26 protein-coding genes are annotated in these 25,113 nt (G+C 67.3%); 22 read left to right on the top strand and 4 right to left on the bottom strand.

Going from position 1 to position 25,113, the window contains the following annotated elements; translation table 11 throughout:
- Positions 1-63: 63 nt before the first annotated feature.
- Positions 64-933, top strand: coding sequence for a 3-hydroxybutyryl-CoA dehydrogenase (locus BFL28_RS08345; RefSeq protein ID WP_069320125.1), 870 nt, complete (start codon positions 64-66; stop codon positions 931-933).
- Between the two features lie 262 nt (positions 934-1,195).
- On the opposite strand, the gene BFL28_RS08340 is transcribed toward BFL28_RS08345, so the two are convergent.
- Complete coding sequence (locus tag BFL28_RS08340) at positions 1,196-2,473, bottom strand: NupC/NupG family nucleoside CNT transporter (RefSeq protein ID WP_069320124.1); 1,278 nt, start codon at positions 2,471-2,473, stop codon at positions 1,196-1,198.
- 99 nt (positions 2,474-2,572) lie between these two features.
- Between BFL28_RS08340 and BFL28_RS08335 the strand changes: the two genes are divergently transcribed.
- The 5 genes from BFL28_RS08335 (at position 2,573) to BFL28_RS08315 (ending at position 7,697) form a co-directional block, all read left to right on the top strand.
- Positions 2,573-3,235 carry a queuosine precursor transporter gene (locus tag BFL28_RS08335; protein WP_069320123.1) on the top strand — a complete coding sequence of 221 codons (663 nt, stop codon included), beginning with the start codon at positions 2,573-2,575 and terminating at the stop codon, positions 3,233-3,235.
- A 10-nt stretch (positions 3,236-3,245) separates the two neighbouring features.
- Positions 3,246-4,148 carry an acetylglutamate kinase gene (gene argB, locus BFL28_RS08330; protein WP_069320122.1) on the top strand — a complete coding sequence of 301 codons (903 nt, stop codon included), beginning with the start codon at positions 3,246-3,248 and terminating at the stop codon, positions 4,146-4,148.
- Positions 4,149-4,234: 86 nt separating this feature from the next.
- Positions 4,235-4,537, top strand: a complete 303-nt coding sequence (locus BFL28_RS08325) for a YggT family protein (protein ID WP_069320121.1) — start codon at positions 4,235-4,237, stop codon at positions 4,535-4,537.
- A 3-nt stretch (positions 4,538-4,540) separates the two neighbouring features.
- Positions 4,541-5,416, top strand: coding sequence for a bifunctional methylenetetrahydrofolate dehydrogenase/methenyltetrahydrofolate cyclohydrolase FolD (gene folD, locus BFL28_RS08320; RefSeq protein ID WP_069320120.1), 876 nt, complete (start codon positions 4,541-4,543; stop codon positions 5,414-5,416).
- Between the two features lie 115 nt (positions 5,417-5,531).
- Positions 5,532-7,697 carry a TonB-dependent receptor gene (locus tag BFL28_RS08315; RefSeq protein ID WP_069320119.1) on the top strand — a complete coding sequence of 722 codons (2,166 nt, stop codon included), beginning with the start codon at positions 5,532-5,534 and terminating at the stop codon, positions 7,695-7,697.
- Between the two features lie 34 nt (positions 7,698-7,731).
- Here BFL28_RS08315 and ung read toward each other — a convergent pair whose 3' ends face one another.
- Positions 7,732-8,409: a uracil-DNA glycosylase gene (gene ung / locus BFL28_RS08310; RefSeq protein ID WP_069320118.1), complete on the bottom strand. Its 678-nt coding sequence runs from the start codon at positions 8,407-8,409 to the stop codon at positions 7,732-7,734.
- Positions 8,410-8,468: 59 nt separating this feature from the next.
- Between ung and BFL28_RS08305 the strand changes: the two genes are divergently transcribed.
- The 4 genes from BFL28_RS08305 to BFL28_RS08290 all read left to right on the top strand — a co-directional run bounded on the left by BFL28_RS08305 (position 8,469) and on the right by BFL28_RS08290 (position 10,035).
- A complete protein-coding gene (locus BFL28_RS08305) occupies positions 8,469-8,819 on the top strand; it encodes a GFA family protein (protein ID WP_069320117.1) in 351 nt (116 codons plus the stop codon).
- A gap of 3 nt (positions 8,820-8,822) precedes the next feature.
- Positions 8,823-9,194, top strand: coding sequence for a tRNA-binding protein (locus tag BFL28_RS08300; RefSeq protein WP_069320116.1), 372 nt, complete (start codon positions 8,823-8,825; stop codon positions 9,192-9,194).
- Positions 9,195-9,280: 86 nt separating this feature from the next.
- The gene (locus tag BFL28_RS08295; RefSeq protein WP_069320115.1) at positions 9,281-9,844 is read left to right on the top strand and encodes a hypothetical protein; all 564 of its coding nucleotides are present in this window, start codon (positions 9,281-9,283) and stop codon (positions 9,842-9,844) included.
- Entirely contained in the window at positions 9,841-10,035 is a 195-nt protein-coding gene (locus BFL28_RS08290; protein WP_069320114.1) for a hypothetical protein, read from the top strand. The genes BFL28_RS08295 and BFL28_RS08290 overlap by 4 nt, the downstream gene beginning before the upstream one ends.
- Here the strand turns inward: BFL28_RS08290 and ubiG are convergent.
- Complete coding sequence (gene ubiG / locus BFL28_RS08285; protein ID WP_069320113.1) at positions 10,001-10,738, bottom strand: bifunctional 2-polyprenyl-6-hydroxyphenol methylase/3-demethylubiquinol 3-O-methyltransferase UbiG; 738 nt, start codon at positions 10,736-10,738, stop codon at positions 10,001-10,003. The two genes, BFL28_RS08290 and ubiG, sit on opposite strands and share 35 nt — an antisense overlap.
- A 51-nt stretch (positions 10,739-10,789) precedes the next feature.
- Here ubiG and BFL28_RS08280 point away from each other — a divergent pair, with 51 nt between their 5' ends.
- The 8 genes from BFL28_RS08280 (at position 10,790) to BFL28_RS08245 (ending at position 21,092) form a co-directional block, all read left to right on the top strand.
- Complete coding sequence (locus BFL28_RS08280; protein ID WP_069320112.1) at positions 10,790-12,049, top strand: aspartate kinase; 1,260 nt, start codon at positions 10,790-10,792, stop codon at positions 12,047-12,049.
- A 44-nt stretch (positions 12,050-12,093) separates the two neighbouring features.
- Positions 12,094-13,113, top strand: a complete 1,020-nt coding sequence (locus BFL28_RS08275; protein WP_069320111.1) for an NAD(P)H-dependent flavin oxidoreductase — start codon at positions 12,094-12,096, stop codon at positions 13,111-13,113.
- Positions 13,114-13,174: 61 nt separating this feature from the next.
- A complete protein-coding gene (gene ptsP, locus BFL28_RS08270; RefSeq protein WP_069320110.1) occupies positions 13,175-15,451 on the top strand; it encodes a phosphoenolpyruvate--protein phosphotransferase in 2,277 nt (758 codons plus the stop codon).
- A gap of 153 nt (positions 15,452-15,604) precedes the next feature.
- A complete protein-coding gene (locus tag BFL28_RS08265; RefSeq protein WP_069320109.1) occupies positions 15,605-16,498 on the top strand; it encodes a helix-turn-helix domain-containing protein in 894 nt (297 codons plus the stop codon).
- Between the two features lie 88 nt (positions 16,499-16,586).
- Positions 16,587-17,498: a tetratricopeptide repeat protein gene (locus BFL28_RS08260; RefSeq protein WP_338152246.1), complete on the top strand. Its 912-nt coding sequence runs from the start codon at positions 16,587-16,589 to the stop codon at positions 17,496-17,498.
- Entirely contained in the window at positions 17,461-18,540 is a 1,080-nt protein-coding gene (gene tilS / locus BFL28_RS08255) for a tRNA lysidine(34) synthetase TilS (protein ID WP_079247027.1), read from the top strand. Before BFL28_RS08260 ends, tilS begins: the two co-directional genes overlap by 38 nt.
- 73 nt (positions 18,541-18,613) lie before the next feature.
- Positions 18,614-20,587, top strand: coding sequence for an ATP-dependent zinc metalloprotease FtsH (gene ftsH, locus BFL28_RS08250; protein ID WP_069320107.1), 1,974 nt, complete (start codon positions 18,614-18,616; stop codon positions 20,585-20,587).
- Positions 20,588-20,726: 139 nt separating this feature from the next.
- Positions 20,727-21,092, top strand: coding sequence for a hypothetical protein (locus tag BFL28_RS08245; protein ID WP_079247026.1), 366 nt, complete (start codon positions 20,727-20,729; stop codon positions 21,090-21,092).
- Positions 21,093-21,113: 21 nt separating this feature from the next.
- Here BFL28_RS08245 and BFL28_RS08240 read toward each other — a convergent pair whose 3' ends face one another.
- Positions 21,114-22,181, bottom strand: coding sequence for a DUF3667 domain-containing protein (locus BFL28_RS08240; protein ID WP_069320106.1), 1,068 nt, complete (start codon positions 22,179-22,181; stop codon positions 21,114-21,116).
- 72 nt (positions 22,182-22,253) lie between these two features.
- Between BFL28_RS08240 and BFL28_RS08235 the strand changes: the two genes are divergently transcribed.
- The 4 genes from BFL28_RS08235 (at position 22,254) to BFL28_RS08220 (ending at position 25,111) form a co-directional block, all read left to right on the top strand.
- Positions 22,254-23,522 carry a glutamate-5-semialdehyde dehydrogenase gene (locus BFL28_RS08235; RefSeq protein ID WP_069320105.1) on the top strand — a complete coding sequence of 423 codons (1,269 nt, stop codon included), beginning with the start codon at positions 22,254-22,256 and terminating at the stop codon, positions 23,520-23,522.
- Between the two features lie 10 nt (positions 23,523-23,532).
- Positions 23,533-24,162 carry a nicotinate-nucleotide adenylyltransferase gene (locus BFL28_RS08230; RefSeq protein ID WP_069320104.1) on the top strand — a complete coding sequence of 210 codons (630 nt, stop codon included), beginning with the start codon at positions 23,533-23,535 and terminating at the stop codon, positions 24,160-24,162.
- 14 nt (positions 24,163-24,176) lie between these two features.
- Positions 24,177-24,557 carry a ribosome silencing factor gene (gene rsfS, locus BFL28_RS08225; RefSeq protein ID WP_173655711.1) on the top strand — a complete coding sequence of 127 codons (381 nt, stop codon included), beginning with the start codon at positions 24,177-24,179 and terminating at the stop codon, positions 24,555-24,557.
- Between the two features lie 131 nt (positions 24,558-24,688).
- Positions 24,689-25,111: a 23S rRNA (pseudouridine(1915)-N(3))-methyltransferase RlmH gene (locus BFL28_RS08220; protein WP_069320103.1), complete on the top strand. Its 423-nt coding sequence runs from the start codon at positions 24,689-24,691 to the stop codon at positions 25,109-25,111.
- The last annotated feature ends 2 nt before the right edge of the window (positions 25,112-25,113 follow it).

The raw sequence follows: 25,113 nt of genomic DNA, 5'->3' as shown, positions 1-25,113 counted from the left end.
GCCTAGCCCTTCCGCGATTTGCCCGATAGGGACGCGGTCGAAATCGGGGATAGGAGCCAAGGCATGAAGACGATCGGCGTAATCGGCGCGGGCCAGATGGGCGCGGGAATTGCACAGGTTTCGGCGCAGGCTGGCTATCGCGTCCTGCTCTCCGACGTCGATGTGGCGCGAGCCGAAAAGGGCAAGGCCGGCATCGCTCGCCTGCTCGCGCGAGCCGTGGAAAAGGAAAAGATCACGCAGGCGGCGCATGACGAAGCGCTGGCCAATATCGAATGCGTCGGCGGCACCGATGCCTTCGCCCCTTGCGATCTGGTGATCGAGGCCGCGACCGAGCGCGAAGCCATCAAGCGGCAGATCTTCGAGAATGTCGGCAAGGTGCTGGGCGACACCGCGATCCTCGCCAGCAACACCTCGTCCATCCCGATCACGCGGCTGGCTCAGGCTTCGCACGACCCCGCGCGCTTCATGGGCGTGCACTTCTTCAATCCGGTGCCGGTCATGGGCCTGATCGAGCTGATCCGCGGCCTTGCCACCAGTGATTCGACCGTCGCTGCGGTGGAGGCATTCGGCCAGTCGCTTGGCAAGCGCATCGTCCACGCCAACGACGCGCCCGGTTTCATCGTCAATCGCGTGCTGCTGCCCTTCCTCAACGAAGCGTGTTTCGCGCTGGGTGAGGGCGTGGCGACGATCCCCGACATCGACGCCGCCGTTCAACTCGGCCTCAACCACCCGATGGGCCCGCTGACGCTCGCCGACTTCATCGGCCTCGACACCTGCCTTGAAATCTGCCGCGTGCTGTTCGAGGGGACCGGCGATCCCAAGTTCCGCCCCGCGCCGCTGCTGATCAAATATGTCGAGGCCGGCTGGCTCGGCCGCAAGACGGGGCGCGGCTTCTACGACTATTCGGGGCCGGAGCCCGTGCCGACGCGCTGATCGCGCAAACCGATCAGTGTAACCGGGATTGATCGATTGCGCCGCTCATTGGCTTTGCCCATCTTCGCCAGCGAAGAAGGAGCAAGCCATGATCGTCAAACCCCGCCCTGGGCCTCTGCTCGCCGGCGCCGTGATCGTCAGCCTGGGGCTATGGGCCGCGCTGATCGAAGGCGCCGCAATGCTCGCGCGCAACGTCTGACCTCGCGCCGATCGGGATCGTGCGGGTAGCCAATGGCTGAGCGCGACCGATCGGCCGCTGCCGTTACGGCAGCAGCAAACCCGCCAGCGCCGCGCTCATCAGATTGGCGAGGCTCCCCGCCAGCAGCGCCTTGATCCCCAGCTTCGCAATCATCGGCCGCTGGTTGGGGGCAAGGCTCCCCGTCGCCGCCATCTGGATCGCGATCGAGCTGAAATTGGCAAAGCCGCACAGCGCAAAGGTGATGATCGCCACGCTGCGCTCGCTCAGCCCCGGTGTGTCGCCCAGCGCCAGGAAGGCGACGAACTCGTTCAGCACCATCTTGGTCCCGAACAGCCCGCCCGCTGCGGCGGTCTCGTTCCACGGGATGCCGACCAGGTACATGACGGGGGCAAAGGCCGTGCCGATCACGCCCTGGAAGGTAAGGTCGGGATAGCCGAACAGCCCGCCGATGCCGCCGAGAATCCCGTTGGCCAGCGCGACGAGCGCAACGAACGCCAGCACCATCGCGCCGACCGCGACGGCAATCTTGACGCCGGTTTGCGCGCCCATCGCCGCGGCCATGATGATGTTGGCGGGCTTTTCCTCGTCGATCGCATGCTCGACCGCTCGGATCGCCTGGTCCTCGACCACCGTCTCGCCTTCCAGCGGCAGTTCGGGCTGGGCGTCGCGCGCATCGGGCATGATGATCTTGGCCATCAGCAGGCCGCCGGGTGCCGCCATGAACGATGCCGCCAGCAGATATTCGATGCGGATGCCCATCGCCGCATAGGCCGCCAGGATCGTGCCGGCGACGCCCGCCATGCCGACGCTCATCACCGCGAACAGCTGCGATGGCGTGAGGCTGGCGAGATACGGCCGGATCACCAGCGGCGATTCGCTCTGGCCGACAAAGATGTTCGCGGCCGAGCATAACGATTCGACCTTGCTGACCCCGATCACCTTCTCGATCGCCCCGCCGATCCAGCGCACCAGGAACTGCATGATCTTGAGGTAATAGAGCACCGACACCAGGCTGGCGAAGAAGATGATCACCGGCAGCGCGGCAATGGCAAAGCTCTGCCCGCCGATCTCCGGGCTGGCCAGCGGGCCGAAGATGAAATTGGTGCCCGCTGCGGCATAGCCGAGCAGCGCCGAGACGCCCTTCGACATGCCCTCGATCACCGTACGGCCGGCGGGTACGTACAGCACGAGAAAGGCGATTCCCGCCTGCAGCGCGAATGCCGCGCCGACGACTCGCAGCCGGATCGCCTTGCGATCGGAGGAAAGCAGATAGGCGATGGCGAGGATCGCCAGGATGCCGAAAATACCGATCGGAAAGTTGCTCAACGAAATGCCCCACATGGCCGCGTCTCGCGCGCGGCGTTCGGGAACGCAGCATAGCGTGGCGCACGGCTATCGCTAGGTGCTTCCGTCGCAAGTGAAACTTGGCTAGCAAACGCCATGACCACCCCTGCCTCCGCGCCCCCCGCCGCCTCGCTCTCGCGCTCGCTTTTCTTCCTGTCGATCTTCTACGGCGGCATGGTGTGCATCGCCGGCGTGCTGGGGAACAAGCAGGTGGCGCTCGGCCCGCTCGCGGTCGAATCCGGCATCTTCGCCTTCCTGCTGCTCGTCGCGGTATCGAGCGCGGTGGCCGAGCTTCACGGGCGCCACGTCGCCAATCGGCTGGTTCAGATCGGCTTCGTTCCGCTGATCGCCTCGCTGCTGCTGTCGCTGCTTGTGCTCGCGCTGCCCGCCTCGCCGCAGATGGAGCCGGCGCGGATCGAGGCCTTCGACCTCATGATGAGCGGGACGCCGCGCATCTGGGCCGGCGGTATCTTCGCCTATGGCATCTCACAGATGCTCAACGTCACCATCTTCACCCGGCTCAAGCGCGAGGGGGGCAAGCTGCTGTGGCTGCGCGCGGCGATCGCCGGGGTGCTCAGCCAGATTGTCGACACGTTGATCTTCGTCTCCGTCGCCTTTTATGGCGTATTCCCGATCGGCGAGCTGCTGCTCGGCCAGATGCTCGCCAAGGTCGTGCTGTCCGCCATTCTGGTCCCCGCGCTGATCTACGGCTTCATCGCGCTCGGCCGCCATCTGGACCGAAGCGCCCCCGCGGCCTAAGGGGCCGGGCATGGCCCACGACCACGCCCCCGACCCCCGGATGCTCGCCAAGGCGGAGACGCTGACTGACGCGCTGCCCTATATGCAGCGCTACGCCGGGAAGACCTTCGTCATCAAATATGGCGGCCACGCGATGGGCGATCCCGAACTGGCGCGTGACTTCGCCGAGGACGTCGTGCTGCTCAAGGCCGTCGGCATCAACCCGGTGGTGGTGCATGGCGGCGGCCCGCAGATCGGATCGATGCTGAAGCGGCTCGGCGTCGAATCGCAGTTTGTCGGCGGCCTGCGCGTCACCGATGCCGAAACCGCACGCATTGCCGAGATGGTCCTGGCCGGATCGATCAACAAGGAAATCGCCGCCTGGATCGGCGCGGCCGGCGGCAAGGCGATCGGGATCTCGGGCAAGGATTCGGGCCTCGTCACCGCCAGGAAGGTCGAGCGTAGCGAGGCCGATGCGCTGCAGGGGATCGAGCGTCACGTCGATCTCGGCTTCGTCGGCGAACCGGTTTCGGTCGATGCCAGCGTCCTGACCACCTTGTCCGATCAGGGCTTCATTCCGGTGATCGCGCCGATCGCGCTCGGCGCAGACGGGCACACCTACAATATCAATGCCGACACCATGGCCGGCGCCATTGCCGGCGCGCTCGGTGCCGCGCGCTTCTTCCTGCTGACCGACGTGCCGGGCGTGCTGAGCAAGGACAAGGAATTGCTGACCGACCTCGACCCCGGCCGGATCATGGCCTTGAAGGCAGACGGCACGATCAGCGGCGGCATGATCCCCAAGGTCGAGACGTGCGTCGCCGCGGTCGATGCCGGGGTGGATGCCGCCGTCATCCTTGACGGGCGCGTGCCCCATTCGATGCTGCTGGAAATCTTCACCACCCAGGGCGCGGGGACGCTGGTCCACCGCTAGGGGTGGTATAGTTGCACAACACACCCCATCTTCGCTATTGCTGCCACGTCCGCCTTCACTGACCGCGACCGCCACGGAGACCCCGCTTGATCCTCTTCATTCAGATCCTTCAGGTGCTGATCGACGTCGTGTGGTGGATCATCATCGCGCAGTTCATCCTGTCGATCCTGATCGCGTTCAACGTCATCAACACCTATAACAGCTTCATCGCCTCGCTGTGGCAGGGGCTGGAGCGGCTGACCGAGCCGGTCTATCGCCCGATCCGCCGCATCCTGCCTGATACCAAGCCGCTGGACCTCGCGCCGATGGTCGTCATCATCGGGCTGATGATCCTCGACCGCGCGATCATCCCGGCAATCTACCGCGCCTCGATCGGCGGGCCGATCTAGGCGATGACGGCGCAAATCATCGACGGCAAGGCGTTCGCCGCTGCCCTGCGCGCTCGCGTCGGCGGTGTCGCGACCGCGTTCGAAACGGCCTCGGGCCGCAAGGCGGGTCTGGCCGTGGTGCTGGTCGGCGAAGATCCCGCTTCGGCGGTTTATGTCCGCAGCAAGGGCAAGGCGACGCTCGCCGCCAACATGGCAAGCTTCGAGCACAAGCTGCCGGCCGACACCGCGCAGGCCGATCTGATCGCGCTGGTCGATCGCCTGAACGCCGATCCCGCCGTCGACGGCATCCTCGTCCAGCTGCCGCTGCCGGCGCATTTGGACGAGCAGGCGGTGCTGCTGCGGATCAACCCGAACAAGGATGTCGATGGTTTCCACCCGGTCAATGCCGGACGGCTCGCCACCGGCCTGCCGGGCTTCGTCCCCTGCACCCCGCTTGGCTGCCTGATGCTGCTGCAGGATCAGCTCGGCGACCTGTCAGGCAAGGAAGCAGTGGTCATCGGCCGATCGAACATTGTTGGCAAGCCGATGGCGGCATTGCTCACCGCTGCCAGCTGCACGGTCACGCTCGCCCATTCGCGCACTCGCGATCTGGCCGCCCATGTCAGTCGAGCGGACATCGTCGTCGCAGCCGTCGGCCGCGCCGGGTTCGTCAAGGGCGAATGGCTCAAGCCCGGCGCGACCGTGATCGATGTCGGCATCAATCGCGTCGAGGGCGGGTTGGTCGGCGATGTCGAGTTCGACAGCGCGGCCTGCGTCGCCGGCGCGATCACGCCGGTGCCCGGCGGAGTCGGACCGATGACCATCGCCTGCCTGCTGCGCAACACGCTCGTCGCTGCGCACCGCAATGCCGGCGTGGAACTGGACGAAGCGGCGCTCTGATCCACGCTGGCGGTCGGAAATATCGCGCACCACCGAACAACCCCCTTGTGATGTTGTATCATTTCAGCTAGGGACGCGGCGATCCTGTTCATGCCTGTTCATGGTTGAGTGTTCGATGTCGCGTACCGCCCTTCTGCTTGCCACCTCCATCCTTGCCGTGCCCGCCGTCGCACAGACCGCCCAGCATCAGGAGCGTGACCGCGGCAGTACCAGCGTCGTTCACGCGCAGGATGACCAGGGCATAGTCGTCACCGCGCCGTATGTCGCCGATCTCGACCTGCTCGCGGGCAGTTCGGTGGTGACCGGCGACGTGCTGGTGCGCGACGTGCGCGGCCAGATCGGCGACACGCTGACCCGCGTGCCGGGCGTTTCGGCGACCTCCTTTACCCCGGGCGCCTCGCGCCCCGTATTGCGTGGCTTCCAGGGCGAGCGCGTCCGTGTGCTGAGCGATGGCCTGGGCACGCTCGACGTCTCCAACACGTCCACCGATCACGCGGTCTCGATCGACCCGCTCACGGCCGAGCGGATCGAGGTGCTGCGCGGCCCCGCCGTGCTCCTGTTCGGCAGCCAGGCGATTGGCGGCGCGGTGAACGTCATCGACCGCCGCATCCCCCGCGCGCTGCCGGAGAATGGCTTCCATATCGACGCGGTCGGCACCTATGGTTCGGCGGCGGACGAGCGCAGCGGCGGCGCGGCGCTCGATGTCGCGCTCACGCCGCAGATCGTGCTGCATGTCGATGGCACCTATCGCAAGACCGACGATGTCCGGGTCGGCGGTTTCGTGCTCAGCCGCGACCTTCGCGCCGATCAGCTGCACCGTGCCGAGCACGAGCTTGAGGAAGGTCACGCCGAAGAAGCGGCCGAAGCCACCGCGCTCGCCAACCAGCGCGGCCGACTGCCTAACAGCGGCACGCGCACCTACACCGCCGGCGCCGGCATCTCGCTGATCAACGACGGCGGCAGCCTCGGCTTCTCGGTCGGCTATTACGACACCAACTATGGCGTGCCCGTTCGCCCCTCGGCGGCACACGGCCATGAGGAAGAGGCAGGCGAGGAGGGCCACGAGCATGGCGAAGGCCCGGTCACGATCGGCCTCAAGCAGTGGCGCGCCGACCTGCGCGGAGAAGTGAATGTCGGCGGCGGCTTCCTCGACACGATCCGCCTGCGGGCCGGCTTCTCCGACTATCAGCATATCGAGTTCGAGGGCGACGAGGTCGGCACGACCTTCTTCTCGCAGGGGCTGGAAGGACGGCTCGAACTCGTTCAGGCCGACCGCAACGGCTGGCGCGGCGTCACCGGCTTCCAGGGCTTCACCCGCAAGTTCGAGGCGATCGGCGCCGAAGCCTTCGTGCCCCCCAACCAGACCGCGCAATATGGCCTGTTCACGCTCCAGGAATTGAAGCTCGGCGGCGGTCTCGGGCTTGAGGGCGCGATGCGCTATGAACACACCACCGCGTCATCCAATGCGGTTCGTCTCGGCGTCGCGGAAGACGCAGCCGTCGCGCGCGTCGCCCGCACCTTCGACGCGTTCTCGGGCGCGCTCGGCGTCTCCTACGAGGTGGGTCCCCGCGTAAAGATCGGCATCAACGCCTCGCGCGCCGTCCGCGCGCCGTCGGCCGAGGAGCTGTTCTCGAACGGGCCGCATGTGGCGACCTCAGCCTATGAAGTCGGCGACCCGACCTTCCGCACCGAAAAGAGCTGGGGCGGCGAAGTCTATGCGCGCGGCGCGGTCGGCAGCCTCAAATTCCAGATCGCCGGCTACGCCAACTGGTTCGACGACTATATCTACGAGACCGAGACCGGCCTCGAACTCGATGGCTTGCCCGTGTTCCAGTACCGCCAGGCCGATGCGCGCTATATCGGTGTTGAGGGCGAACTGTCGGCGACGCTCTATCATCGCGGCGACTTCACGGTCGGCGGCAGCGTCGTCGCCGATTATGTTCGCGCGACGCTCGAGGACAGCAGCGCCGTGCCGCGCATCCCGCCGCTGCGCGTGCTCGGCGGACTGGACGTCAGCAAGGGTGCCTTTGGGGGACGCGTTGAGGTCGAACATGTGACCAGGCAGTCGCGCATCGCCGCGTTCGAAACGGCGACGCCGGCCTTCACCATGGTCAACGCCTCGCTCACCTGGCACCCGGTCGGCGAACGCCGCGAGACGGCGATCATCCTGTCCGCCAACAACCTGTTCGACGTCGAGGCGCGCCGGCACGCCTCGTTCACCAAGGATTTCGTGCCGCTTGCCGGCCGCGACATTCGCGTGGCCGCGCGGTTGAGCTTCTAGTTCCCTCAGCCCCCTGAGGGTTGGGCGCTGCCGATCAGACAGCCGGCAGCGCCCAATTCACCTCACCGCGCCCATGTTTGCGCAGAAATGCGTTCGCCTGACTGAACGGTCGCGATCCAAAGAACCCGCCATGCGCCGACAGTGGCGAAGGATGGACCGATTTCAGCACCAGATGATGCGGCGCGATCTGCCCCGCCTTCTTCTGCGCGTGACTGCCCCACAGCATGAACACGGTCGGCCGGTCGCTCGCATTGACGTGCGCGATGACGGCATCGGTGAACCGCTCCCACCCGCGACCCTTGTGCGAGGCGGCCAGGCCCAACTCGACTGTCAAGCAGTTGTTGAGCAGCAGCACGCCCTGCTTCGCCCAATGCTCCAGAAAGCCGTGGCCCGGTGGGTCGATATTGAGGTCGGCCTTCAGCTCCTTGTAGATGTTCTTGAGGCTCGGCGGCACCTTGACCCCGGGCTGGACGGAAAAGCACAGCCCGTGGGCCTGCCCCTCGCCATGATACGGGTCCTGCCCCAGGATGACGACTCGCACCGCCTCCGGCGGGGTCAGGTCGAGCGCGCGGAACCGATCCACCTCCGCCGGGAAGATGCGCTTACCGGCCGCTTCTTCGGCCACCAGGAACGCGCGCAGATCGGCCATGTAGGGGCTGTCGAACTCGCGCTGCAGTGGTTCCAGCCAGCGTTGATGCAGCTTCACGGTCATTGCCTTTCCCTTGCCGCGCGACTGTGCGAACCACGGGCGGTCAGGCAAGGAGAATCGCGATGCCCCTCACCGGAAGCTGTCACTGCGGCGCGGTCGGCTACACCCTCGACGGCGACAAGCCTGACAGCGCAATGGCGTGCAACTGCTCGATCTGCCGGCGCAAGGGCTATCTGCTGCACTTCGCCCCCGCCGCGCAATTCACCGCGCACGCGGCCGAAGATGCAACGACCAGCTATCGGTTCAACCAGCACAGGATCGACCACCTGTTCTGCAAGACGTGCGGCTGCGCACCGTACAGCACGGGCACGGGGCCGGACGGTACCGCCATGGTGGCGATCAACCTGCGCTGCGCCGATGATGTCGATCTGGACGCGCTGACGGTTCAGCAGCATGACGGAGCCAGCGCCTGACCGATGCACATCACGCATGACGCAAACGCCGAGACCGCGCCGGAAATCGCCTTCGACCAGTTCCTGGCCGTCGATATCCGCGTCGGGACGATCCTTGCCGCCGAACCGTTTCCGCAGGCGCGCAAGCCGGCCTACAAGCTCACACTCGATTTCGGCCCGACGATCGGCATCAAGCGTTCGTCGGCGCAGATCACCGAACATTATGCACTCGACGACCTGCCCGGCCGGCAGGTCGCGGCAGTGGTCAACTTCCCGCCGCGGCAGATCGGCCCGATGATGTCGGAAGTGCTGACGCTCGGCTTTCCCGATGCGGATGGCAAGGTCGTGCTGTTCAGCCCGACCGTGCCGGTGCCGAACGGCGGACGCCTGTTCTGACCCGATTTCAGCAAAGCCTCAGGCTTTGCTCATGACGCTCACGGCCCTGCGCGGTCAGGTGGAGCCTCTATCAACGGAGGCTCAAGATGACGACAATCGCCCAGCAATCCCGGCGCAACTGGTGGCGGATCGCACGGTGGAGCGCGGCGGCGGCGCTGCTCTGCGTACCCGCCATCGCCATGCGCTTTCCCGGCAGCGGCTTCGACTGGACGGCAAGCGACTTCGTGGCCATGGGCGTGCTGTTCGCCGCGATCCTCGCCGCCTATGAATTTCTCGCCGCTCGCGCACCCGGCATTGCCTATCGCGCCGCCGCCGTGCTGACCGTGCTCGGCCTGTTCCTGCTCATCTGGCTCAACCTGGCGGTCGGCATCATCGGGCATGAAAACAATGATGCCAATCTGATGTTCGCCGGCGTCATCGCGATCATCGTCGGCGGCGGCTGCATCGCCCGGTTCGGGCCGGCGGGGATGAGCAAGGCATTGTTCGTCGCGGCTGCGCTTCAGGCGGCGATCGGCGTCATCGCGCTCGCGTTCGACCTCGGCGTGGAGGGGCGCGGCTGGCCGCGCGACGTGATCGTGCTCACCGCCTTCTTCACCGGCCTGTGGGCCATCGCGGGAACGCTCTACCGCATGTCGGACGATGCGCGATGACCATCGCCACGATCTTCGATCGCATCCACCGCTCGCCGCGCGTGCTGAGCCGCCTGAAGGCTGAACCCGTCATCCCGGCGCAGGCCGGGATCTCGGGCGAGAAAGGCCGAGCCCGGCCCGGTCCCGACCTGCGCCGGGATAGCGGAAGCGGCGCGACTACGCCGCCCGCCGCGCGCTCACCAGATAGTTGAGGCTCACATCGTCCGACAGGTGGAACCCCGCCATCGGCGAGAAGGACAGGCCGCGCAGGTCGATCGGCTCCAGCCCCGCCCCGCGCAACAGCTCCGTGAGTTCGTCCGGGGTCAGGAACTTCTCGTGATCGTGCGTGCCGCGCGGGATCATGCCGGCGCCTTCGCCCAGCGTGATCATCGCCAGCCGCGACAAGGGCGTGCGGTTGGGCGTGGACAGGATCATCAGCCCGCCCGGTGCCAGCGCGCCGGCCAGCGTCGCGACGAAAGCGGCGGGATCGGTGACATGCTCGATCACCTCCATCGACGTGACCAGGTCGAACTGCCGACCCGCGATCGCCGCCTCCGCCTCGCCCGCGACATAGTCGATCACGAGGCCCGAGGCGGCGGCATGCGCACGCGCCGCACCGATATTCTGCGGCGCCGCATCGATGCCCGTGACTTGCCCGCCCAGCCGCGCGAGCGGTTCGCACAGCAGCCCCGCGCCGCACCCGACATCGACTGCGCTATATCCCTTCAGCGGCGCGAAGCCTTGCGGGTCGGCGTCGAAATGCTGGTCCACCGCCTCGCGGATATATCGCAGCCGCACCGGGTTCAGCCGGTGCAGCATCGCCGAGGATCCCCTTGGGTTCCACCAGTCCGCTGCAAGCTTCCCGAAATGCTCAGCTTCGCGCGGGTCAATCGTTGCTTTGCTTGTCATCGCCATCCCCCCCTCCTATCAGCGCGCCGACACTCACCCAAGAGGGGCAGGACACCAATGGCACGCATCGTGATGAAGTTCGGTGGCACGTCGATGGCGGGCATCGAGCGGATTCGCAACGTCGCCAATCGCGTGAAGACGGAATGGGAGGCGGGCAACCAGGTTGCCGTCGTCGTCTCGGCAATGTCGGGAGAGACCGACCGGCTTGTCGGCTTCTGCAAGGAAGCCTCGCCGCTCTACGACCTGCGCGAATATGATGTGGTCGTCTCGTCCGGCGAACAGGTCACCAGCGGGTTGCTCGCCATTGCGCTTCAGGCGATCGGCGTGCCGGCGCGCTCGTGGCTCGGTTGGCAGCTGCCGATCCACACCAGCAACGCATATGCCAGCGCGCGGATCGGCACGATCGATACCGTGGCGCTGAACGCCAGCCTCGCCGACGGCCATGTCGCGGTGATCCCCGGCTTTCAGGGGCTGAGCGAGGAGAACCGCGTCACCACGCTCGGTCGCGGCGGATCGGACACCAGCGCGGTGGCGGTCGCGGCGGCGATGAACGCCGATCGCTGCGACATCTACACCGATGTCGACGGCGTCTACACCACCGATCCGCGCATCGTCCCGCGCGCGCGCAAGCTCAGCAAGGTGACGTATGAGGAGATGCTTGAGCTGGCGAGCGTCGGGGCCAAGGTGCTCCAGACCCGCTCGGTCGGCCTGGCGATGAAGGAGGGCGTGCGCGTGCGCGTGCTGTCCTCGCTTGAGGACAATCGCGACGAAAACGGCCATCGCGGCACGATGATCGTCGGCGAAGAGGAGATCAACGACGTGGAACGCCAGCTCATCACCGGCATCGCCGCCGATCGCAACGAGGCAAAGGTCACGCTGACCAACGTGCCCGACCGTCCGGGCGCCGTGGGGCACATCTTCACCCCGCTGGCAGAGGCGGGGATCAACGTCGACATGATCGTGCAGAATATCGCGCACGCCACCGGATCGACCGACGTGACCTTCACCGTGCCGCGCGCCGAACTGGCCCGCGCGCTCGACGTGCTGCAGCGGAACAAGGCGCGGATCGGCTATGACGATCTGGTCCACGATACCAAGGTCGCGAAGATCAGCGTTGTCGGCGTCGGCATGCGCAGCCACGCCGGCGTCGCCGCGACGATGTTCGAGACGCTTGGCGAGCGGCGCATCAACATCCTCGCCATCACGACCAGCGAGATCAAGGTGAGCGTGCTGATCCACGAGGACGAAACCGAACTCGCCGTCCGCGTGCTCCACACCGCCTATGGCCTCGACGCGCCCGAAGCGGACGCAGCCTGACGCGGCGCTTGCCTAAGACCGCCGCGCGCGGCTAGGCCCGGCCGATGAGCATCGGTGAAGAGCGGCTGGCACGCCGCATGGCGCGCGGCGTCGAGTTTCTGGGCAGCAAGACCGCGATCCTGTGCGGCGCGATGTCGTGGGTGAGCGAGCGCAACCTCGTTTCGGCAATCTCCAACGCGGGGGGATTTGGCCTGATCGCGTGCGGCGCGATGACGCCCGAACTGCTCGATGCCGAAATTGCCGGCACGAAGGCGCTGACCGATCAGCCATTCGGCGTCAATCTCATCACCATGCACCCGCAGCTGTTCGACCTGATCGCGGTGTGCGCCAAGCACGACGTCACGCATATCGTGCTGGCCGGTGGCCTGCCGCCGGCCGGGTCGCTCGACGCGATCAAGGGCAATGGCGCCAAGCTGATCTGCTTCGCTCCCGCGCTCAGCCTCGCCAAGAAGCTGATCCGCTCCGGCGTCGACGCGCTGGTGGTCGAGGGGATGGAGGCCGGCGGCCATATCGGCCCGGTTTCCACCAGCGTGCTGGCGCAGGAAATCCTGCCCGAGGTCGCGGCGCAAGTGCCGGTGTTCGTCGCCGGCGGCATCGGGCGCGGCGAGGCGATCGCCGGCTATCTCGACATGGGCGCCGCCGGCGTTCAGCTCGGCACGCGCTTCGCCTGCGCCACCGAGAGCATCGCGCACGCCAATTTCAAGAAAGCCTTCTTCCGCGCCAGCGCTCGTGATGCCGTGGCCAGCGTGCAGATCGATCCGCGCCTGCCGGTCATCCCCGTCCGGGCGCTCAAGAATGCCGGCAGCGAACTGTTCACCGCCAAGCAGCGCGAAGTCGCGCAGGCGCTCGACGAAGGCACCGTCGCGATGGCCGAGGCACAGCTGCAGATCGAACATTACTGGGCCGGGGCGCTCCGCCGCGCGGTGATCGATGGCGATGTCGACAACGGCTCGCTGATGGCCGGCCAGTCGGTCGGCATGGTGACCCGTGAGGAACCGGTCGCCGACATCATCGTCCAGCTGATGGCCGAGGCCGCACAGGCGCTGGAAAAAAGCGCCGCCTGACGATTGCCAGAGCTTCAGCCACGTTGTGGCGCGGCTCTCCGCAATCTGTTAGCCCTGCGTCATGACCCTTTCCGCCGCCGCGTCCGCTCGTGAAATCCTGACCCGGTTGCACGACGTGATGGCGTCGCGATCGGCGGCGCAGGCCAAGCTCAACTCCGTCGTCAACATCATCGGCGAGGCGCTGCATAGCGAGGTCTGCTCGATCTACCTGCTGCGCGAAGGGGTGCTGGAACTGTTCGCCACGCGCGGCCTGGCGCAAGAGGCGGTGCACGTCACCAAGCTGGCGCTGGGCGAGGGACTGGTCGGCACGATCGCCGAGGATGTCGAGACGCTGAACCTCGACGAAGCTGCCGCCCATCCCGACTTCGCCTATCGGCCCGAAACGGGCGAGGAGGCGTTTCACAGCTTCGCCGGCGTGCCGATTATCCGCAAGGAGCGCGCGGTCGGCGTGCTCGCCGTGCAGCATGCCGAGTCGCGCAAATATGAAGGCGTCGAGATCGAGGCGCTGCAAACCGTCGCGATGGTGCTGTCCGAACTCATCGCCAACGCCGGCTTGGTCGACGAGGCCGGCGGCGGGTCGGCGCGCGTGCAATCGACCGCAACCGCGCGCGTCACGGGGTTCAAGCTGGTCGACGGCATGGCGGTGGGCGCCGCCGTCTTCCACCAGCCGCGCATCACCATCGAGCACACGGTGGCCGAGGATACCGAGGCCGAGCGCCACCGCGTCTATGCCGCGTTCGACAAGATGCGCGAACAGATCGACCGCATGACCAGCCAGGCCGAATTCGGTGTCGGCGGCGAGCATGAGGAGATCCTCGAGACCTACAAGATGTTCGCCTATGACGAGGGCTGGGGCCGTCGCATCAACGAGGCGATCGATTCAGGCCTGACCGCCGAAGCCGCGATCGAGCGGGTGCAGCAGCGCACGCGGATGCGGATGCGCGAGATCGACGACCCGCTGCTGCGCGATCGCATGCACGATCTTGAGGATCTGTCCAACCGGTTGCTGCGTATCGTCTCCGGCCAGCTTGGCACCGCCGCGCAAATGGGATTGCGACAGGATTCGATCCTGATCGCGCGCAATCTCGGCCCGGCCGAGCTGCTCGAATATGACCGGCGGCGTCTGAAGGGCGTGGTGCTCGAGGAAGGCTCGCTCACCGCGCACGTCACCATCGTCGCGCGCGCAATGGGCGTGCCGGTGCTGGGCCGCGTCAAGGATATCCGCCGCCTGATCGCGGAAGGCGACCGCCTGCTGCTCGACGTGAGTGAGGACACGCTGGTCATCCGCCCGACTTCGGCGATGGAGGAAGCGTTCGAGGCGAAGCTGCTGGTCACGCAGAAGCGCCGCGCGGCGTTCGCAGCGCTCAAGGGCGAAGTGCCGGTCACGAAGGACGGCCAGCGCATCACCGTGATGGTCAATGCCGGGCTGCGCGACGATGTGGCGGCGCTCGACCTCACCGGCGCCGACGGCATCGGGCTGTTCCGCACCGAATTTCAGTTCCTCATCTCCGCGACCCTGCCCCAGCGCGAGGGGCAGCGGCGGCTCTATCGCGACGTGCTGGACGCCGCCGGCGACCGCCCGGTCACCTTCCGCACGGTCGATATCGGCGGCGACAAGGCGCTTCCCTATCTCGACCATGACGAGAATGGCGACGAGGAAAATCCCGCGATGGGCTGGCGCGCGCTGCGCCTCGCGCTCGATCGCGAAGGCCTGATGAAGGTTCAGGCGCGTGCTCTGCTCGAAGCGGCCGCCGGGCGCACGCTCAGTGTCATGTTCCCGATGGTCTCCGAACCCTGGGAGTTCGACGAGGCGCGCACCCTGTTCGAAAGCCAGCGCACCTGGCTGGAAGCGCGCGGACACAAATTGCCGCTCCACGTCCGCTACGGGGCGATGCTCGAAGTACCCGCGCTTGCCGAGGTCCTCGACATCCTGCTGCCCAAGCTCGACTTCCTGTCGATCGGCACCAACGATCTCACGCAATTCCTGTTCGCCGCCGACCGCGCACATCCACGGCTGGCCGTCCGCTACGACTGGCTCAGCCCCTCGATCCTGCGCTTCCTGCGCCGCGTGACGGCCGAGGCAAATGCCGCCGGCGTGCCGATCGCGGTGTGCGGCGAAATGGGCGGACGGCCGCTCGAGGCGATGGCGCTGATCGGGCTCGGCATCGACCGCCTGTCGATCACGCCTGCAGCGGTCGGTCCGATCAAGGCGATGGTCCGCTCGCTCGATCGCGCGGCGGTGACGCAGGCGATGGCGCAACTGCTCGCCAAGCCGCCCGCGAACCTGCGCTCGGCCTTGCGCGACTGGGCCGAAGCGCAGCAGGTCGAGCTTGCCTGAACTTGCCCGATTTCGGCCTGAGCGAATTCGTCCGGCGAGCGCGTAACACCGTCCGGCCCGCCGCATTTTAGCCGGGCCGGCGTTGACACCGCGCAGGCAGTATCGGACACCCCTCGCGCGGCTCGAACACCCCCAGTCTCCCGGAGCGAATTGATGGACGGCGAACCCGGCGACAACGCGACGCTTCTACCCGCAAAGGTGGGCGACAGGCTGCGCGAAGCGCGCATGGCGCACGGCATGGCGCTGTCCGAAATCGCCGCGCGCACGCGCGTGCCGCTGCGACATCTGGAGGCGATCGAGACGTCGGACTATTCCGGTCTCCCCTCGCCCACCTATGCCGTCGGCTTCGTGCGCGCCTATGCCCGCGCGGTCGGCGCGGACGAGGTGGCGCTCGCCCGCGCGCTGCGCGCCGAAACCGCCAGCAGCTTTGCCGAACGCCCGGTCTACGAGCGCTACGACCCGCAGGACCCGGTGCGCGAGCCGTCGAGCGCTCTTGTCTGGATCGGCGGCATCGTTGCGGCCTTGCTCGTGATCGGCGTCGGCATCTGGTACGGCACCGACTGGTTCAGGGGCGGCAGTGACGCGCCGCCCGAGCCACAGCCGACCGCTTCGGCCAGCGCCGCGCCCAGTGCCGCCACCACCCCGACGCCGGCGGGCGGCCAGGTCACGCTCACTGCGACCGAGCCGGTATGGCTGCGCATCTATGACGCGACCGGCACGCGCCTGTTCGAAAAGGAGATGGCGGCGGGCGAGCGTTATGACGTGCCCGCCGACGCCAATGGGCCGATGATCAATGTCGGCCGGCCGGAATCGCTTCAGGTCAGCGTCAACGGCTCGAACGTCGCGCCGCTCGGCCCGGCCGGGCGCGCGGTGAAGGACGTGCCGATCAGCGCGGCCGCCCTGCTCGCCCGCGCAACCGCCGCCGCGCCGCCTTCACCAGCCGCGAACCCGTCGCCGACGCCGCGCCCCGCCGCAACCGCGACGCCGCCAAGCCGCCCGGCGCCGGCGCTTCCGCCCGCCTTTGCGAATAACGTCGCCGAACCGTAAAGCGTGGCGACAGGATCGATGTGAGATGTATATGGCGTTCAGTAACTTCGCGCCTGTGGGGGGTGTTGCAATGCGTTTGATGGCAACCATGGCGGCTGTGGCCGCGCTTGCGGCGGCATCGCTGCCGGTCGCGGCGCAGACCGGACGATCGAGCGCGCAGCTCGGCGTCGAGGGTCGCGTCGATCGGCTCGAGCGTGAGATGCGCGCGGTGCAGCGCAAGGTATTTCCCGGCGGCGCAGGCCAGACGGTCGAACCGCAGATCACCGCACCGCAGCAGCCCAGCACCGTACCCGGCGTCCCTGCCGGCAGCGCCGTCACCGACCTCACCGCTCGCGTTGCCGCGCTTGAATCCAGCGTCCAGTCGCTGACCGGGCAGGTCGAGCAATCGCAGTTCAAGCTGCGCCAGCTCGAGGATGCGTTCACCGCATATAAGCGCTCGACCGACGCCCGGCTCAAGGCGCTGGAAGACACGAACTCGGCCGTGAGCAACGAAGCTGCCGGCGCCGCGACCGGATCGACCCGCCCGCCGGCGGCTCGTCCTGCGCAGGGCGGCCCGGTAATCCCCGCCTCCGTGCCCGTGGCCGGGGTCGAGCGCCCGAGCTCCAGCGATCCGGCCGAGGATGGCTATGTCTATGGCTTCCGCCTGTGGCAGGCCAAGCAATATGACGCCGCCGTGGCCGAGCTGCGCCAGGTTGTGCAGAAATACCCCAGCCATCGCCGCGCGAGCTATGCGCAGAACCTGCTTGGCCGCGCATTGCTCGACCAGGGCAAGCCGGCAATGGCCGCGACCGCCTTCTTCGAAGGCTATCAGAAGATGCCGAACGGCGACCGCGCGCCGGACTCGCTCTATTATCTCGCGCAGGCGCTGGTGAAGATGAAGAAGCCGGCGAGCGAGGTGTGCAAGGTCTATGACGAGCTTCAGCAAGTCTATGGCGATCGCCTCTCGGCAGGGTTGAAGATGGATGTCGCGACCGGCCGCTCCGCCAGCAAGTGCAAGTGAGCTGACGGCTCCGGTTGCCCGGCCGGACGCCGGGCTGGTCGACCGGTTTCGTGCCGATCTCGACCGCCTTCACCGCCGCGCGACCGGCGAAGCGCTCGGCGACGCGATCGGCGACGCGATCGGTGACGCGATCCGTGACAGGAGCCTCGCTCTGGCGGTCTCGGGTGGCAGCGACAGCATGGCGATGCTGCTGCTCGCCGCCGCCGCCTTTCCCGGCCGGATCGTCGCTGCCACGGTCGACCACCGCCTGCGCGCCGATGCCGCGGCCGAAGCCGCGCTGGTCGCGGCGCTGTGCGCGCGGCTCGACGTGCCGCATGCGACGCTGACGCCGCTTGATCCGATCGCTGGCAGCAGCCTCCAGAAACAGGCACGTGCCGCCCGCTATACCGCGCTCGAACGCTGGATGGCCGGCCAGGGCGTCGGCATCCTGCTCACCGCCCATCACGCCGACGATCAGGCCGAAACGCTGCTGATGCGCCTGAACCGCGCCTCGGGCATTACCGGGCTCAGCGGCATTCGCCCGTACCGACACAGCCGAGCCACGCTTATCCTGCGCCCGCTGCTCCGCTGGCGGCGTCGTGAGTTGCGCGACGTGGCGCAGGCGGCGGGGATCGTCTGGGCCGAGGACCCGAGCAATATCGACCCGCGCCACGATCGCACCCGCTATCGCGCTTTCCTCACTGACCAGTCGCTGCTCTCTGCCGGCGCGCTCGCGGCGGCGGCTGCGCATATCGAGGAAACCGACGCCGCGCTTGCCACATTGGTGGAGGGGATCGCCGCCGAACGCTGGTCGCCCGCCAAGGGCAAGCTCGACGCCGCCGGCCTGCCGCGCGAGGTTCAGCGCCGGCTCGTGCGGCACGCCATCGCCGACGCTCGCGAGCGGCACGATGTGACCGCCCCGCCCTTTTCCGCGGCAAGCAATGTCGAGGCGCTGCTCGACGCGCTGGACGCCGGCCGCGCCGCAACTCAGGCCGGCATCCTCGTCACGCCCAGGCGCAACATCTGGCACCTCACCCTCGCCCCGGCGCGTCGATCACACTGATCGAAGCTGTTCCGTTGCCATTAACCTGCGAGTGCCTATCTTAGCTTCGACTCATTGCACCTGCTGGAAATCGATGAACGACGATAACAAGCCGAACGGTCCGAAGCACGACGGCCCCGACAACAACGGCAATCCGTGGATGAAGAGCCTGCTGATCTGGGTGGGCATCCTCGCGGCGCTGGCGCTGTTCGTCACGCTGTTCAACGGCGGCACGGCGCAAGCGCCGGGCGCGACCGTCCCCTATTCGCAGTTCCTCGACAAGGTCGAGGCTGGCGAGGTCAAGGACGTCAGCATCAGCCCGACGGTCATCACCGGCACCTATACCAACGATGCGAAGTTCCGCACCAACGCGATTCCCGACCCGCAGCTCGTCCCCGTGCTGCGCGAAAAGGGCGTGACGATCAGCGCGCGGCCCGAGGAACAGCCCTCCGTCTGGCTCTATATCCTCTACAACTCGCTGCCCTTCCTGCTCTTCCTCGGCATCGCCTTCTTCGTGCTGCGCCAGATGCAGAAGAACAGCGGATCGGGCGCGATGGGCTTCGGCAAGTCGCGCGCAAAGCTGCTGACTCAAAAGGAAGGCAAGGTCACGTTCGACGACGTCGCCGGCATCGACGAAGCGCGCGAGGAGCTGGAGGAAGTCGTCGAGTTCCTGAAGGATCCGACCAAGTTTGCCAAGCTCGGCGGCAAGATCCCGAAGGGCGCGCTGCTGGTCGGCTCGCCCGGCACCGGCAAGACGCTGCTCGCCCGCGCGATCGCGGGTGAAGCGGGCGTGCCGTTCTTCACCATCTCGGGCTCGGACTTCGTCGAGATGTTCGTCGGCGTCGGCGCCAGCCGCGTGCGCGACATGTTCGAACAGGCCAAGAAGAGCGCGCCGTGCATCGTCTTCATCGACGAAATCGACGCGGTCGGCCGTCATCGCGGCGCGGGCCTGGGCAACGGCAATGACGAGCGCGAACAGACGCTGAACCAGCTGCTGGTCGAGATGGACGGCTTCGAGGCGAACGAAGGCATCATCATCGTCGCGGCGACCAACCGTCCCGACGTGCTCGATCCCGCGCTGCTGCGTCCGGGCCGCTTCGACCGCCAGGTCGTCGTGCCGCGCCCGGACATCGAAGGCCGCGTCAAGATCCTGCAGGTCCATATGAAGAAGGTGCCGCTGGCCCCGGACGTCGACGCGCGCACCATCGCGCGCGGTACGCCGGGCTTCTCGGGCGCCGATCTCGCCAACCTCGTCAACGAAGCTGCCCTGATGGCCGCGCGCAAGAGCAAGCGCCTGGTCGCGATGCAGGAGTTCGAGGAGGCCAAGGACAAGGTCATGATGGGCGCGGAACGCCGTTCCATGGTGATGACCGAGGACGAGAAGCGCATGACCGCCTATCACGAGGCCGGCCACGCGATCGTGTCCCTGCACGAACCCGCATCGGATCCGATCCACAAGGCGACAATCATCCCGCGCGGCCGTGCGCTGGGCATGGTCATGCGCCTGCCGGAACGCGACAGCTATTCCTATCACCGTGACAAGATGTACGCGAACCTCGCCGTCGCGATGGGCGGCCGCGTCGCCGAGGAAGTGATCTTCGGCTATGACAAGGTCTCGTCGGGCGCGTCGGGCGACATTCAGTACGCCACGGGCCTCGCCCGCGACATGGTCACCAAATGGGGCATGTCGGACAAGGTCGGCCCGGTCGAATATGCCCAGCCCGAGGGCGAATCCTTCCTCGGCTATTCGTCGTCGCAACCGCGTCACATGTCGAACGAGACCCAGCAGCTGATCGACCACGAGATCCGCGCCACGGTCGAGGGCGGGCTCAAGCGCGCGCGCGACGTGCTGACCGAGCATATCAACCAGCTGCACACGCTGGCCGGCGCGCTGCTCGAATATGAAACGCTCTCGGGCGAGGAAATCAAGAAGCTGCTCGCGGACGGCGATATCGGCCGACAGGACCCCGGCACGACGTCGCGACCGATCGCGGCGGCCGGTGCGGCGATCCCGCGCACGCGACGCCCGAAGGGGCCATTCGGAAACCCGGCACCGCAAGGCGCCTGAGCCGGTCAGTCCTTCGTTGAATACCCTGCGGCCCGCTCGATGAGAGCGGGCCGCTTCGTTTTGGTCGCCGCCGCTTGGCATCCGCCGCCCAAGCCGCGCCATAATCGCAGGCTATCGCCGCTCGAACGGGAGAGCTGCCATGCGTAAACTGATGCTGATCGCTGCCTTGCTCGCGCTGCCGGCGACGGCTCAGGCGATGACCGTGGCCCAATTCCTGGCCAAGGTGAACGGCCTCAAGGCGAAGGGCATCTTCGCGATGGGGTCGCCGGACATCAAGCTGCTGACTAACGAGATGAAGGGCGTCGCCGCCGACTATCGGGCCGAAATCGAGTCCGCCCGCGCCGCCGGTCGCGTGCCGCACAGCTGCCCGCCCGCCAAGGGCCAGGCAAAGCTCGGCAGCAAGGACATTCTCGCCGAATTTGAAGCGATACCCCTCCCACAGCGCGGGATGAGCACCAAAACCGCCTTCTACGCGATGATGAAGAAACGCTATCCGTGCCGTTGACGGTCGCGTTGCGCTGAACCGCTACCCGACCAGGCCCAGCCCCAGCAGCAACAGCCCGAACAACAGCACGACCAGCGTGATGAGGTGCAGCAGCACGAAGGTGCGCAGCGCCGCGTTCCACCCGCGCAGGCGATAGGCGCCCTTCATCTGGAAGAAGATGTGGATCGGCGGCACGATCAGGCCGACCGTCGCCAGCCATCCCATGCTCACGCCCACCGCGCCGGCGATCGTCAGGACGATGAACAATAGCGACATGAACGCCAGCGAGTAGGTCACGAACACCGCATGGTCATACCCATGGTACCGCCGCCGCCACGCGAACAGCAGCCAAACGAACGGGATCGACAACGGGATCAGCGCCCAGCTGAATTTATAGCTGTTGGCCTGCAGCTTGTAGAGCGCAAGTCCCGGGTTCTTGTTCGCCTTCTCGATCCCCTTGTCCAACCGGTGCCAGCCGGTCGTGAACTTGTCCCCGATCAGTCGCGTGTTGTTGAGCGAGACCGGCACCGCTTCCAGCTTCTTCAACTCGTCGTTCAGCCCCGCGATGCGCTTGTCCAGCTTGGCCGCGCGTTCGCTCCCCGGCTCGGCCTTCGCGCGATCGGACTGGGCGTCGGTCAACGCATCCTTCGTCTGCTCGAGCGCAAAGCTTAGTCCGCTGCGGAACTGCTCGGTCGTCCCGACTTCGGCCGGGGGCGAGACGCCCATGATCTGCAGCACCGCGAACATCGTGAAGACCGAAAACAGGAACATCGCCATCGGCGAGACGAAATGCGCCCGCTCGCCATGGATATATCGTCGCGTCAACTCGCCCGGCCGCAGGACCAGCATCGGCAGCGTGCGCCACAGCTTCCCCTCGAAATGGACGACGCCATGCAGCAGTTCGTGCCCGATCGCGCCGATCGTGCGATGCACATGGCCGACCTGTCCGCAGCGATGGCAATGCGGCCCGACCAGGCTGGTGCCGCAGTTCAGGCACAATCCACCATGCTCGCCATGGCCGTCGCCCCGCGTTTCCCCGTGCCGCCGCTCCACAGCGCGGCCCAGCAAGGCCCCGCTGACGATCTCGCCCGCTGCGTCGAATTCCCCCATGAAGCCACGCTATCAGCTTGGCAAAGCGCAGGCGATAGGGACTTTCGCGCAACAGCGTGATAGCGGGCGGGCATGGACCAGACGCCCGACAGCAGCCCCGAGACCCTGATCGCCGATATGGGCCGGCGTGCCCGTGCCGCCGCCGGATCGCTCGCCGGGCTGCCAACCACGGCCAAGGCCGACGGATTGCGCGCCGCCGCCGCCGCGATGCGCACGCAGGCGGACGCCATCCTCGCCGCGAACGCGCTGGACGTCGCGGCGGGCGAGGCGAACGGCCTGTCCGGCGCGCTGCTCGACCGGCTGCGGCTCGATCCTGCCCGTCTCGAAGGCGCAGCGGCGGGGGTCGAGGCGGTCGCCGCATTGCCCGATCCGGTGGGTGAGACGATCAGCGCCAGCGAGCGGCCCAACGGCTTGAAGCTCGCCCGCGTGCGCGTGCCGATCGGCGTCATCGGCATCATCTATGAAAGCCGTCCCAACGTCACCGCTGACGCGGCGGCGCTGTGCGTGATGAGCGGCAATGCCGCGATCCTGCGCGGCGGGTCGGAAGCCGCGCACAGCAATCGGGCGATCCACGCCGCCTTCGCCGCCGGGCTGGCACAGGCCGGCCTGCCGGCCGACTCGGTTCAGCTCGTACCGATCACCGATCGCGCCGCCGTGGGCGCGATGCTCAAGGCCGAAGGGCTGATCGACATGGTCGTGCCGCGCGGCGGCAAGAGCCTGGTCGCGCGCGTTCAGGCCGAGGCGCGCGTCCCCGTGCTCGCGCATCTCGATGGGATCAACCACAGCTATATCGACGGCGCGGCCGATCCGGCGATGGCGCTTGATCTTGCGGTGAATGCCAAGCTGCGCCGGACCGGCATCTGCGGCGCGACCGAAACGCTCCTGATCGACCGTGCCTTTGCCGATCCGGCGCCGATCCTGGCGGCATTGCTCGACAAGGGCTGCGAACTGCGCGGCGATGCGGAAATCCGCGCACTCGACCCGCGCATCGTGCCCGCCACCGATGCGGATTGGGACACCGAATATCTCGATGCGATTCTCTCGGTGAAGCGAGTCGACGGCGTGGAGGACGCGATGGCGCACATCGCCGCGCATGGCTCGCACCATACCGATGCGATCGTCACGCAGGACGCCGCCACCGCCGAACGCTTCCTCAATGGCGTCGACAGCGCGATCGTCATGTGGAACGCCTCGACCCAGTTCGCCGATGGCGGCGAGTTCGGGCTTGGCGCCGAAATCGGCATCGCCACCGGCCGCCTCCACGCGCGCGGCCCAGTCGCGCTTGAGGGGCTGACGACCTACAAATGGGTGGTGCGCGGGACGGGCCAGACGCGGCCTTGAGCGCATTGGCTTGAAACGCATCGGCCTCCTTGGCGGGTCGTTCAACCCGGCGCATCGCGGGCACCGCGCGATCTCGCTCCATGCCTTGCGCGCGCTGCAGCTGGACGAGGTGTGGTGGCTCGTCTCGCCCGGCAATCCGCTAAAGCCGGTCGAGGGCATGGCGCCGCTCGCCGCGCGGCTCGCCTCTGCGCGACGGGTCGCGCGGCACGCGCCGATCCGTCCCACCGCGATCGAACAGCAGCTGAAGACCCGCTACACGCTGGACACGCTGACCAAGCTGACGCGCCGCTACCCCAAAAATCGCTTCGTTTGGCTGATGGGCGCCGACAATCTCGCGCAGTTCGACCGCTGGAAAGGCTGGCGTACCATCGCGCGGCAAGTTCCGATTGCGGTGGTCGCTCGCCCGGGCTATGATGCACGCGCCCATGCAAGTCCTGCAATGGGTTGGCTGCGGCGCTATGTGCGGCCCGCAGGCCAGGCGAAGAACTGGACGAAGTGGAGTTTGCCGGCCCTGGTGCTGTTGCGCTTCCGCCCTGATCCGACTTCGGCGACCCGGCTTCGCGCCGCCGACCCTGCCTGGCACCGGCGTTACGCGCCGTCCTCAACAAACAGCACATCGCTGACCAAGGAGCCCTCTTGAACGCATCCCCCGACGTGTCGCAGACGCCTTCCGCCGCAAGCGGCGTGCGTGACGACGCGAACGCGCTGCACGCGCTGATCCTGGCCTCGCTCGACGACGATCAGGCGGTCGAAACCGTCTCGATCCCGCTCGCCGGCAAGAGCAGCATCGCCGACTACATGGTGGTGGCGAGCGGTCGCTCGACGCGCCAGGTCGCGTCGATGGCGCAGAAGCTGGCCGAGAAGATCAAGGCCGAGTTCGGTCAGAGTCCGCGGATCGAGGGGTTGCCCACGGCCGACTGGGTGCTGATCGACGCGGGCGACGTGATCGTCCACCTGTTTCGCCCCGAAGTGCGCAGCTTCTACAATCTGGAACGGATGTGGGCGTTCGGGGACGGGCCGGGCGGCACGGCGTAAGATCCATGGTGGTGGCCCTCACCCTTCCGGTGCCTGCGGCACCTCCCTCCCTCTCCCATCGGGAGAGGGAAGGGGCCCGCCGCCGCAGGCGGTGGGAAGGGTGAGGGCGACCCAGCTCCAAGCCTGAACCCATGCTCCTCCACATCGTCGCGCGCGGGCGCATCGGCCGCGGGCCGGAGGCCGACCTTGTCGCGCGCTACATGAAGCGCGTGACCTGGCCGCACCGGATCACCGAGCTGCCCGATACCGGCGGCAAGCTGCCCGATCTCGCGCCGGGCACGCGCCGCGTGCTGCTTGACGAGTTGGGCGAGAATCTGCCCTCGCGCGTCCTCGCCGCCAAGCTCGGCGCGTGGCGCGACGATGGCGTGCGCGAATGCCGATTCATGATCGGCGCGGCCGACGGGTTCGGCGATGCCGAGCGGGCGCAGGCCGACCTGCTGCTCTCCTTCGGTCGCGCGACCTGGCCGCACCTCATGGCGCGCGCCATGCTGGCCGAACAATTGTGGCGCGCGACCAGCATCCTGGCCAACCACCCCTATCACCGCGAGGGTTAGCG

The sequence above is a fragment of the Sphingomonas turrisvirgatae genome (assembly GCF_001721295.1).
Taxonomy (GTDB): domain Bacteria; phylum Pseudomonadota; class Alphaproteobacteria; order Sphingomonadales; family Sphingomonadaceae; genus Sphingomonas; species Sphingomonas turrisvirgatae.
Note: the sequence above shows the minus strand (reverse complement) of the source record. Positions and strands in the feature narration are given on the sequence as shown.